The following is an 11,413-nucleotide window of genomic DNA, read 5'->3' as shown; positions in this document are numbered from 1 at the left end:
GATTAATTTCCTCAGTCTATATCATGCCCCATATTCATGACATCTACCAGGGTTGATTATTATCGACGAGATATTATTTGACTTATTGAGTATGCTTAACCTTTACCAAGTTGCATCATGCTATCGCTGCCTCTTGCTTTTTGATTTTCGTTCATTAATGCCCAAGCTTCTTTTTGGGCTTGAGAGTTTTCAGTTCTTAAATTCATGGCGATGGCAATTTGATGAGTGAGGCTTTGAGCGTCTGTTGAATAATCAGCCAGTTCAAATCTATTGCCGCCAAGAATATAGCTTTGATATGAGTCTTCAAGCCCAGCTTGATCTCTTTGGTGATTGTCAATATTGTTGGAATAGTGCTTGGCTGCCAGGGTTTCATTTCTGGCGTGATCTGTATTGATAGTTCTTGCTTTTACTGGTTCTACTGTCATGGCTTGCTCCTTTCCTTATATTACTACAAAGCTAGCTTGAATTGTGAATATACGGTATTTACTTGTTGAGTTCTGAGATTTCATATGCTTATTACAATAAACTTGTTCTGAAAGTCGAAATTCTCTAAGGGGTCAAACCATGCGTTCCGCATGGTTGCTACCTTTTTTAAGCGACCAGTATCTTTGAAACGCTGTTTCGAAACAGCTCTAATAGTTGTTCTTGTCGTGATATGGACCCGACTAGCAAACTTCGTTTTTACCGTGTCCTTAAACCCCTTGTTTTACTTGATTATCTGTGGTGAAAGCCTTCTGAGCTATACTGGTCACAGTAGCTATGGCAGATCCAGTAGAAGAAATCAAAGCAAAAGCAGATATAGTAGAACTAATATCTGAAGTGATTCCTGTAAAGAAATCTGGATCTAGCTATGTTGCTGTTTGTCCTTTTCATAATGATACTAAGCCAAGTATGTATATCAGTTCGACTAAGGGCATCTTCAAATGTTTTGCTTGCGGAGCTGGTGGTGATTTGTTCAAGTTTTGGCAGGATTATTACCAAAAAGATTTTAAAGAGAGTTTGAAAGAGCTTGCTCAAAAATATGGTGTTGAGCTTAATCTCTCTCAAGATAGTAAAGAAGATGTTGAAAAGTTTAATTTAGAGATTCAGATGCACGAGATTGCAGCGACTTACTATCATGATCAATTGATGGGATCTCAAGATGCAGCCCTGGCTCGAAAATATATTGAAGAACGTAAATTAACCACAGTCACTGTTAATCAATTCAAACTTGGTTTTGCGGTTGCTGATGCTAATGACTGGGGGAAATTAATTAAAATACTTCAAACCAAATTAAATGTTACTGAGGAGCAAATTGCTGAAGCTGGACTTGCACTTAAAAGTGAACGAGCTAATAGATATTTTGATCGTTTTCGTGGTCGTTTGATGATTCCGATTCAAGATGAAAGAGGTAGGGTGATTGCTTTTGGTGCAAGGTTGATTCCGGGGATGGACGGTGATAATGGTCCTAAGTATATGAACTCACCGGAGACAAAGATTTATCACAAGGGCAATAATCTTTATGGTATTCATCACAGTAAGGAATTTATTCGTAAGGAAGATGCTGTAATTATTGTTGAAGGCTATTTTGATTTGATTTCACTTTATCAAGCAGGCATCAAAAACGTGCTTGCTAATCAAGGAACGGCACTTACTGAAAGACAAGTCAAAACTCTAAGCAAGTTTAGTGAATCGAAGAGGATTTATTTGGCTTTTGATAGTGATGAGGCTGGCGAGAAAGCAGGTGATAGAGCAGCTGAAATTATTGCCAAGATTCTTGGTAAGTATGATTATGAACTGAGAATCCTTAAAGTGCCAGATGGCAAGGATGCCGATGACTATGTGCAGAACCATGGTCGTGATGCTTTTTTGACTTTGATTAAAGATGCACCGTTTTTGACTGATTATAAAATCAATAAGATCTATTCAGAGACTGATATGAGTTCGCCGCAAAACAAAGCTAAGGCGATTAAATACCTTGCTAAGTATCTTGCTTATATTCAAAATCAAATTGAGCTTACTGAGTATATAAGGATTATTGCAGCCAAGTTTAGGATTGATGAAGCTGATTTGATTCGTGAATTGAGCCAAGAAATTAAAGAAGATCCATATCCGTCGAAACAAGAACAGAAACCACAAGCAAAGACTAAAGCATTAGTCAATGGTCATATGATTCATGCTCAAGATCCTATTTTTGCTATTGAACAAGAATTCTTGTGTCTTGCTATTCGAGACAAGACTGTACTTGAAGAATTCTTGAACCAAGATGCAAGTTTGATTTCTGATAGACATCAAAAAATACTTTCTGCATTGACGGATATTAGTTTTGAAAATCCATACCTTGACGATGCTGAAGCCAAGTTTGCAATGTTGTCTGCCAACCTCGTCCATGACCGCGACTTGGCTGCTGACCTTGCTGATCTTGGTGTTAAGTTAGAACAAGGAAAACTAACAGATGACCGAGATGAGCGTTTTGCAGAATTGTTGCAACGGCTCAAACTTACCAGACTCAAAAAACAAATGGATCAAATTAAGGAAGAATTGACTTTACTTCATGATGATAGTGATGAATGGGGTAATAAAGCACAAGCTAAATTAACTCTGGAAAAAGAAATCCAAAGCCTTAAGTCTTTTAGGCATCCTGATACGATGAAGTCTTAAATGAGCTTGCGTAATTGGTGGTTTCAAGGCTCTTGGCAATTAAAGCTTCTGCTAGTTCTATCTTTGCCATAAAGCCAATTTGATTCATTCGACGTTCTGAATAATTACGTACGTATTGATCTAGCTGAGGGCTTGATAGATAGTTGATTTTGCTAGCATCGTCATCAAAACTAAGACTAGGTTTGGAGCTAAAGTCAATCACTGGTGTTTTGTTGTGTTTTGTGAAATGAATACTCGGTAATCTTGAATCGATACCAAAAATAACTAGGTCTGCGTCTTGTATAAGGTCTTTCATTTTTTGTGAATGATAGCCATGTTTGCAGCGCAGGTAGCTCATGCCCTCAAGTACTGTTGATGCTTTGATATTTGATATTTGTGAAGAAGAAGAACTGATTCTATGAGCCAGTGTGAACTTGTTAGGGTCTTGTTTTAGTTTGACAAGAGAGAGAGAGGATTGATGTGCCGTGCTTCCAGAGCCAGCTATGACGATGTTGCTAAAATGGTTTGTGCCAAAGTGCTTAAGTGCTGATTCAATTGCTACTGTGCAATAAGATACTCTTTCTTGGTAAATATATTCATCAATGGTTGATCTGAGTGCTTGAGCGTCGCGTAATAATTGTATTCCTTGTTTGCCAAGGTATTCCATATGAAAGCATTGCTTGAAAGCTATTCCGATTTGCATGCAAATCTCATCCTCACCAACAAGCCCACTGTTGAGTCCACAATAAGTTCTCAAAAATTGTAATTTGGCATCATCATCTTTAAGGTAGTCAAGAACAATTTCTGATTTGTTAACTGAGCTAATTGCACCTCTTAATTTGTTTATATTTACTTGACTATCTTGCCCATCTTCAATAATGACTAGTAATTCAAAGCGATTACAAGTTGTAATAAGTGCTAATTCTTTAACAAAATCAAAAATTTTGAGTCCATCTAGTAATAACGAGTATTCGTCATGTGAGAGCTTGGACTGTAGTAGCTCTTGGTTGCTATATTGCCCGAGTTGATCTCTAAGTGGGTTTTTGATTTGGTTAGGAAGCGAGATTCCTAAATAAGCCAATGCCATCTGGTTATTATAACTGCAAATAAAAAATGGAGGTCCCGGGTATCGTCTTTTTTAATAATAAATGATTGCTGTGCCTTGTTTCGTATAGATTTATCAAAGAAATGGAGATACCCGGGACCTCCATTTTTAATTTAGCGATAGTCTTGATAGATAATAATCGCATTGCTTGTTTAATAAACATTTATCACATTGGGCTCGTCTTGCTATACATGTTTCGCGTCCATGAGATATTAGCCAAAGTGAAAAATCTGCCCAATATTTCTTTGGCACTATTTTATTTAGATCCTGTTCGATTTTTTCAGGTTCAGCATTTTGGGTTAAACCAAGTAAAGTGGTGATTCGTTTGACGTGAGTATCAACTACAACACCTGCTGGTTTTTTAAACCAAGTTCCAAGTATCACGTTTGCTGTTTTACGACCAACTCCAGCTAATTGAACTAATTCTTCCATGCTATCTGGCACTTCGCCAGCGTGATGTGACATTAGTCTTTGTGACATGAGAATGAGATTGCGCGCCTTGTTTTTATAAAAACCGCAAGACTTCACGAGTTGCTCTACCTCACTTTGTTTTGCTGCTGCCATTTTGGCTGCTGTTGGAAATTTTTTGAAAAGTGCAGGAGTAGTCATATTGACTCTGTCATCAGTACATTGAGCAGAGAGACAAACTGCTCCAATTAATTCAAAAAGATTACGGTGGCGCAAGAAGCATTTGACTGGACCATAGTGGTCTTTGAGTTTTTTGGTAATGGTGCGTGTTTTGTTTTTCAAGTCCATTGTTTGTGATTATAGCGTCATCCATACGTCGCCTTCATCAGTCCTTAACAATGACGTATAATAAGAATATGACAGAAACACTCCCCTTAATAATCAAACAACTTGAGTTAGGTCCCATGGACAACTACATATATATAGTTGCAAATTCCAAGACAAAAGAAGCTGTTGTTATAGATCCGGCTTGGGATGTTGATGCAATCGAAAAGGAATTAACTAATAATGGCTTGAAACTCAAAGCTGCTTTGATTACACACGGACATGCAGATCACACCAATGGTATTGAAGCTCTTTTGAAAACTCATGACGTCCCTATTTATGTTTCTGAACATGAAGCGAGTTTTTATAAACCGGTTGGTGAGAATATAAAAGAAGTCAAAGAGAATCATCAGCTTGAGCTTGGTGATATCAAAATTGATTTTGTGCATACACCTGGTCATACACCTGGCTCTCAGTGTTTTCATGTGCATGGTAATTTAGTTTCTGGTGACACTTTATTTCTTGATGGTTGTGGTCGTTGTGATATGCCAGGTGGTGATGCTGAAGTGATGTTTGATACTATCGCCAACAAGTTAATGAAAATGCCCGATTCTACAATTATCTATCCAGGGCATAATTATCATCATCTTTGTTGTGATAGCTTGGAGAATCAAAAGCAAACCAATCCTTATCTTCAAGCAGAAAACTTAAACAAGTTTATATCGCGTAGGATGGGGTAAATAATTAATATGGCAGCTTTAAAGCTACTAATATCCTGCCCTGATCAAAAAGGTATCGTCTATGAATTAACAAAATTCATTGCGGAGAATGACGGCAATATAATTGATTCTCAACAACACTCAATGGATGACAAGTTTTTTATGAGACTTGAAATTGATAGTAGTAATTTCAAAATTGATTACTCAAATCTTGAAGAGAAATTTAAACCACTTGCTGATCGTTTTGATATGGATTTTAAATTCAGTCTGAAAAAAAAGAATATGGCGATGCTCGTTTCAAAACATCATCATTGTCTCAATGATATTTTGCTGAAACATAAATATGGTGTTATTGATGTTGATATTCCTGTGATAATAAGTAATCATCCAGAGGCTGAAGAAGTTGCTGCACTCTACGGAATTAAATTTCATCACTGCCCAATTATCAATAAAGACAAAGTAGCTCAGGAAGCTAAGATACTAGAAATTCTCCAACCGCTTGATATTGATTTTATTGTCATGGCTCGTTATATGCAAATTCTTAGTGAGGATTTTATCAATCAATATTCTTACAATATTATTAATGTGCATCATAGCTTCTTGCCGAGTTTTAAGGGAGCCAATCCTTATCATCAGGCTTATGAGAAAGGAGTCAAGATTATTGGTGCGACAGCTCACTATGCGACAGCTGATCTTGATATGGGTCCAATTATTGCTCAGGATGTTACTACTGTGAATTATAAGGACACTGCTAATGATTATGTCTCCAAAGGTCGTGATATCGAAGAGCTTGTATTTTCTCGTGCTATTAAAGCTCACAGCGAAGACAAGATCATTGTCTTTGATAATAAGACAATTGTTTTTCATTAAGCTCTAGTAAGTTGAGATATAATTGATACGAATGACACTCGAAGACATAGAAAGAATCAATCTCCGTTTATCAGACCTTAATTTGGCTGCTAAAGAAGCTACTGTGTCTAAGATTGTACAAAGGGTCAAGCGCGAGGGTGATAAAGCAGTTATTGCTTATACTAAGGAATTTGATAACTATGAATATGAGGATGGATTTGAAGTCGAACTTGATCTTGATGACCTGCCCAACTTTAATGAATTAGAAGAAGACCTGCAAATGTCCTTGAAAAGAGCATACGAAAGGATTGAAAGATTTCACCAAGAAGAAGTCAAAGAGAGCAAGCTCGATTATGGTTGGTCTTATAGAGGTGATCTTGGAGAAAGACTTGGTGTCAAATACCAAGCAATTGATTCAGTGGCAATCTATATTCCAGGTGGACAAGCTCCTTTGCTTTCAACTGTTTTGATGACTGCAATACCAGCAAAGGTTGCTGGTGTCAGGCGTATTGTAATGTTGAGTCCACCACCTATTAATGCAGGTATTCTTGCTGCCGCTGAGCTTTGCGGTGTTGATGAGGTTTATGCAATCGGAGGGGCTCAAGCAATCGCAGCTGCTGCTTATGGTACAGAGTCAATTGAACCTGTTGATAAAATCGTTGGTCCTGGTAATATCTATGTCAGCCTCGCTAAAAAACAAGTCTTTGGTACTGTCGGTATCGATGGAATTTATGGACCGAGTGAGCTGGCGATTATTGCTGATGCATCTGCTTCGGCTAAGCAAATTGCTGCTGATTTATTGAGTCAACTCGAACATGGTTCAGGACTTGAGTCGACACTTCTATTAACTGATTCAGAAGATCTTTTGCATGAAACGAAAAAACAAATAGAAAAACAAATTCTTGCTTTTGATTCAAAAACAGTTGAACAGATTGCAACAATCAGAAGCTCATTAGAAAAATGGTCAGCTTTGATTTTGACTGAAGATTTGTTAGAAGCTGTGGATATAGTCAATCAATATGCTCCAGAACATTTGGAATTGCACACCAAAGATCCGCAAGCATTGGTTGACAAAATTAAATCTTCAGGTGCAATATTTATAGGTGCCAATTCTTGCGAAAGCCTTGGTGATTATATTGCAGGACCTAGTCACTGTCTGCCAACTGGAGGATCAACTCGTTTTTCTTCCGGGCTGCAAGTTATTGACTTTATTACTAAGACAAGTTTGATAGATTTTTCTACTGTTGATAATTCTACTGTCGAATTTAGAAATATGATTGAAGATGTTGCCCGGATAGCTAGAGCGGAAGGGCTTGAAGGTCACGCTAGAGCCATGGAGGCAAGAGATTAATTATGCAAGCATGCTTAAAGAAAGAAGATCAACTTCATCAATTTCTTTTGAAAAAAATCATGAGAGAGATTGGAACTGGTAAGCCGGTACTTCATGTTAGTCAAAAACAAGAACAAGTTGAGGCTTTGCTCTCAGAAAACAATCACTATTTGAGAGTTGATAATTTTAAAGACTATAACTTCAAACCAAAATCGTTTAGTTATGTGATTGCTGATTTGGATAATGCTGGGTTAGATGATTTTGATGTGTTCTTAGATCAAGCTGCCAAGCTTATTGTTAGACCTGGTTTATTGATGGTCATTGCTTCTAATTTATGTAGTTTCAAGAATCAAATTGCAGTTTGTTTTGGTAATGAATTAGATAATTTTGATAGGCCGAATAGAGCTGTGCCACCTGGTTTCTTGCGTAATAAATTATTACGTAAAGGATTTTTTGTAAAGAATAGATTCTGGCAATATGATAATAAATTATTGATTATGGCTGATATACCAAATCATACCTGAGTCTTATTTAATCGTCTTTGGGTTTAATTCCCCTAGGCTTGCCTAGAGGTTCTTTATTTCTCTCCGAAGGACGTAATACGGTTGTTTATGCAGTTTTCAAACTTAGCTGCTCTTGATGCTTTGACGAGGATTATATTTTTGTGATTTGCTTTTAGCTTTGTGTCGAGTAGTTTTGTAGCCTGCTCTGCATTCATGTTACGCGCATCAAGTAATTTGAATTTGTCGTTTTCAAGTTGTTGTAATTCTATAAAAAGTTCTTCTATTAATTTTGCTTGTGACTCTTTGATATCTCCCAGCAAGGCGATCTTGTAATCATCTGGAAATTGTTTGATTAATGCATAGACTGAATTGCGAACTGCTTCTGGATTGGAGTTATAAGTCTCATCTATATATAAATTACCGTGATGCTCGATGAATTGACCTCTTCCTGGTGTTGGTCGATAATTATTAATCCCATCTTGTATCTGTTCTTCTGTGAGTTTGAGTAATTTGCCAACTACAATTGCTGCATTGATCGAAGCAAGTAGACCGTCAGAAAGAAGCAAGTATTGAGATAGGGAATAGGGGATAGCTGATAGGGAAAATTCGCTAATGTCTAGGTCCTGATACTGGTCTTTGATAGATTGATACAACTTAGGATCAACAACTAATCTACCTCTCTGTCCAATTCCCTTTTCCCTAATCCCTTTGACGATTTCAAGTTTGGCTTCACGAATTTTCTCTACGCTACCAAGTCTTTCAATATGTGCCGTCCCCGTATTAGTAATGATGGCTATATTAGGTTCTGAAGTTTCACTGAGTAACTGGATCTCACCAAGCCCGCGCATGCCCATCTCAAGAATCAATACTTCGGTATCTTCAGGCATTGATAGAATTGTTTTGGGAACACCAATCTCATTATTGAAGTTGGCTTCGGTGGCATGTACTTTGTATTTTTGTTCTAATAGTTTGATAAGCAGTTCTTTGAGAGTTGTTTTGCCTGAGCTCCCTGTAATTGCAATAGTGATTGGATTGATTAAGTTGCGGTACTCATTAGCTAGTTGATGATAAGTCTCAAGTGTGTTTGTAACGACTTTGATTTTGGAATCAGCATGTTTTTGCTCAGAAATGATGATATCAGCACCTAGTGATAATGCTTGGTCTATAAATTGATGACCGTCAAAGCTGTCACCTTTAAGTGCTAGATAAATATCACCTTGTTTTAAAGTCCTAGTATCAGTACTGATCTTTATATATTGGGTTTTATTAAGGAGATGACCCATAATTTTAATAATAAAGCATTGCTGACCACACTTTTACAATTCGGGATTGTAAAAATTATATTAAATTAGAATCTTCTAATGAGATTTTTGTCAATACTAATCACATTTTAAGCTTATATAGACTCGGGAAATAAATTGAACATAATACATATAGATAGATCAGTGTGAAAGCACCTATGGAAATAATATGTATATCGGTGTTACAATTTATCAAGTCTTTAATTAGAGGTTAAAATAAATAAAAAATCAATTCAAGATATTATCAAGAAAGTTGGTCCAAATAAGTTTGGCCCTTCTTTTATTTATCGGCATCATGCCTGCACAAGCAGTCAGTCGCTATGTTGCAATGGATTTCCTGTCAGGGATAAAACCAGATGTTGAATTACAAATCAATATCAACAGTCTTAATTTGGACCTGTCCAAAACCTCTAATATTAGAATTAGAATTCAGCCAAAATCAATTTATACATCATTAGATAATGCCGAAAGTTTTAGAATTAATATGTATGAAATTGTTGCGGGAACAAGAACATTTGTTACAAGTAGAAACGCATCTGTAAACAAAGAATCTAGAAATAACAAGACCCTAAGTGTTGATGCTGGAAGATTTGTTACTACTTCCAAAACACTTGAGTTTGATGTTTTTGATACTGAAGGTCAGTTGGTTAACACTTACGGAACAACTATTAATGCAACTAATATCGCTACTCAAACTGCTGCTGCTGCTAGCTCGTTTGAAGTTGCTAGTTGTGCTGACAATGATTTTGATTGTTTAATACAAGGTATTTTTGAACGTGTTACATTTGAAGCTAAAAAGCAAAGACAAGCTACGACTGGTTTTGAGAAAGAGGACAATGGTAGATTCAAGGTTTCATTACCAGTGCCTATCAGCGGCTTCAAAGTTTTTAGAGGAAGAAGAATTAATCCAGGTGGATCTAATATTGATACGACAGGCGGTGGGACTGGTGGAGTGACTGCGGCTTTTGGTGAAACTGTCGATGCGAGCTTTGTAAGAATTGGTGATAATGCAGCTAATCATGGTGTGTTTAGCTATGACCCAACTAATGGTCTTAACTTAGGTTTTGTTGATGCATCTTCTAACTTAGGTACTAAGTTCTCATTTACTGAAGAAGGTAAACTTGGAATTGGTACAACTAACCCACAGGCTTATTTACATGTACGTAACAGTATGAATCCAAACATGCCAAGCATGATTTTGGAACCTGGTTCTTTAACTTCATCAATTCCGGCAAATGGATCAATTGAGTTTGATGGAACAGATTTATTTTTAACCAAGGGCGGAGTAAGATCTGCAATTGGTGCAACTGGACCTGCTGGAGCAACTGGAGCGAGCGGACCTGCTGGAGCAGCCGGACCTACTGGTGCGACTGGTGCAACAGGAGCAGCTGGAACAGTTACTGCTAACAGTGGTGCTTTTATCAACGGTGACTTAGTTGTTGTTGGTGAAACTAGAACTGATTCATTAAGAACTAGTTCTATTACTTTAGTCAACGGTGCAACTATTAACGGTGCAACTTTTGTTAACTCAATAATTAGCTCTTTAAGTGCTGCTGATGGTGATCCTAATCCTGCTTTGTTAATTGATAATGCCGGTAATGGTTTTATGGGTTTTGCTAATGTGACTGGTGCTGATCTTAATGTCAACGGTACAGTAACAGCTGCTTTCTTTGTAGGAGACGCTTCTGGTTTAACAAACTTGCCAGTAAGCGGCGCGTCTGTAAACAATGGCAATATTAGCAACGCTACTTTGTTAGACACTACTGTAGATGGTGTTCTCACTTTTACTAACAACGCATCAATCCTTGGTGATTTATTTGTAAATGGCAACGTAACTATCACTGGTACATTTAATGGTGATGGTTCAGAACTTACCAATATTAGTCTTACAAACACAACTATTAATAATGGAACTGTGACTAACACAACTCTAAACAATGGTGATATCAATAATTCAACAATTAATGGTTCAACTCTACTTGAGAACACAGTAGATGGAATATTGACTTTCACAAACAACGGTTCTATTGAAGGAGATCTAGTAGTCAATGGAACAGTAACCGCTGATTCATTTATTGGAGATGGTTCAAACTTAACTAATATCGATGCAAGTGCTATCAATGGTGTTGTTGCCAATGCAAGTTCTGCTCTAACGGCTATTGCTGCTGATAACGCAACAACTGCAAATGTGGCTGATAGTTTAGCGAATGGTGCAACTTTAACTAACGCTAATCTAGATGGTGTTTTGAGCTTTA

10 protein-coding genes are annotated in these 11,413 nt (G+C 37.2%); 6 read left to right on the top strand and 4 right to left on the bottom strand.

Going from position 1 to position 11,413, the window contains the following annotated elements; all coding sequences use genetic code 11:
• Positions 1–95: 95 nt before the first annotated feature.
• Entirely contained in the window at positions 96–425 is a 330-nt protein-coding gene (locus tag O3C63_08125) for a hypothetical protein (GenBank protein ID MDA0772894.1), read from the bottom strand.
• Between the two features lie 334 nt (positions 426–759).
• Here O3C63_08125 and dnaG point away from each other — a divergent pair, with 334 nt between their 5' ends.
• On the top strand, positions 760–2,640 hold the full coding sequence (dnaG, locus tag O3C63_08120; protein MDA0772893.1) for a DNA primase: 1,881 nt from the start codon (positions 760–762) through the stop codon (positions 2,638–2,640).
• On the opposite strand, the gene O3C63_08115 is transcribed toward dnaG, so the two are convergent.
• Together O3C63_08115 and nth are read right to left on the bottom strand one after the other, a co-directional pair.
• Positions 2,612–3,706 carry a hypothetical protein gene (locus O3C63_08115; protein ID MDA0772892.1) on the bottom strand — a complete coding sequence of 365 codons (1,095 nt, stop codon included), beginning with the start codon at positions 3,704–3,706 and terminating at the stop codon, positions 2,612–2,614. The genes dnaG and O3C63_08115 overlap by 29 nt on opposite strands.
• Before the next feature lie 126 nt (positions 3,707–3,832).
• On the bottom strand, positions 3,833–4,480 hold the full coding sequence (gene nth / locus O3C63_08110; GenBank protein ID MDA0772891.1) for an endonuclease III: 648 nt from the start codon (positions 4,478–4,480) through the stop codon (positions 3,833–3,835).
• Between the two features lie 68 nt (positions 4,481–4,548).
• Between nth and O3C63_08105 the strand changes: the two genes are divergently transcribed.
• Genes O3C63_08105 through O3C63_08090 form a run of 4 tightly spaced genes read left to right on the top strand, consistent with a single transcriptional unit; the run spans position 4,549 to position 7,878 of the window.
• Positions 4,549–5,196 (top strand): MBL fold metallo-hydrolase, encoded by a 648-nt coding sequence (locus O3C63_08105; GenBank protein ID MDA0772890.1) that lies wholly within the window; start codon positions 4,549–4,551, stop codon positions 5,194–5,196.
• 9 nt (positions 5,197–5,205) lie between these two features.
• Positions 5,206–6,045: a formyltetrahydrofolate deformylase gene (gene purU, locus O3C63_08100; protein ID MDA0772889.1), complete on the top strand. Its 840-nt coding sequence runs from the start codon at positions 5,206–5,208 to the stop codon at positions 6,043–6,045.
• Between the two features lie 31 nt (positions 6,046–6,076).
• A complete protein-coding gene (gene hisD, locus O3C63_08095) occupies positions 6,077–7,375 on the top strand; it encodes a histidinol dehydrogenase (GenBank protein MDA0772888.1) in 1,299 nt (432 codons plus the stop codon).
• A 2-nt stretch (positions 7,376–7,377) separates the two neighbouring features.
• Positions 7,378–7,878, top strand: a complete 501-nt coding sequence (locus O3C63_08090) for a hypothetical protein (protein MDA0772887.1) — start codon at positions 7,378–7,380, stop codon at positions 7,876–7,878.
• A 53-nt stretch (positions 7,879–7,931) separates the two neighbouring features.
• Here the strand turns inward: O3C63_08090 and O3C63_08085 are convergent, their stop codons facing one another.
• Entirely contained in the window at positions 7,932–9,140 is a 1,209-nt protein-coding gene (locus O3C63_08085; protein MDA0772886.1) for a UDP-N-acetylmuramoyl-tripeptide--D-alanyl-D-alanine ligase, read from the bottom strand.
• 286 nt (positions 9,141–9,426) lie between these two features.
• Here O3C63_08085 and O3C63_08080 point away from each other — a divergent pair.
• Positions 9,427–11,413 (top strand): hypothetical protein (locus O3C63_08080; GenBank protein ID MDA0772885.1); only part of this gene is annotated, 1,987 nt, incomplete at its 3' end.

The sequence above is a fragment of the Cyanobacteriota bacterium genome (assembly GCA_027618255.1).
Lineage (GTDB): Bacteria > Cyanobacteriota > Vampirovibrionia > LMEP-6097 > LMEP-6097 > JABHOV01.
The sequence above is the reverse complement of the archived record's forward strand: the minus strand, read 5'-3'. Positions and strand labels throughout refer to the sequence as shown.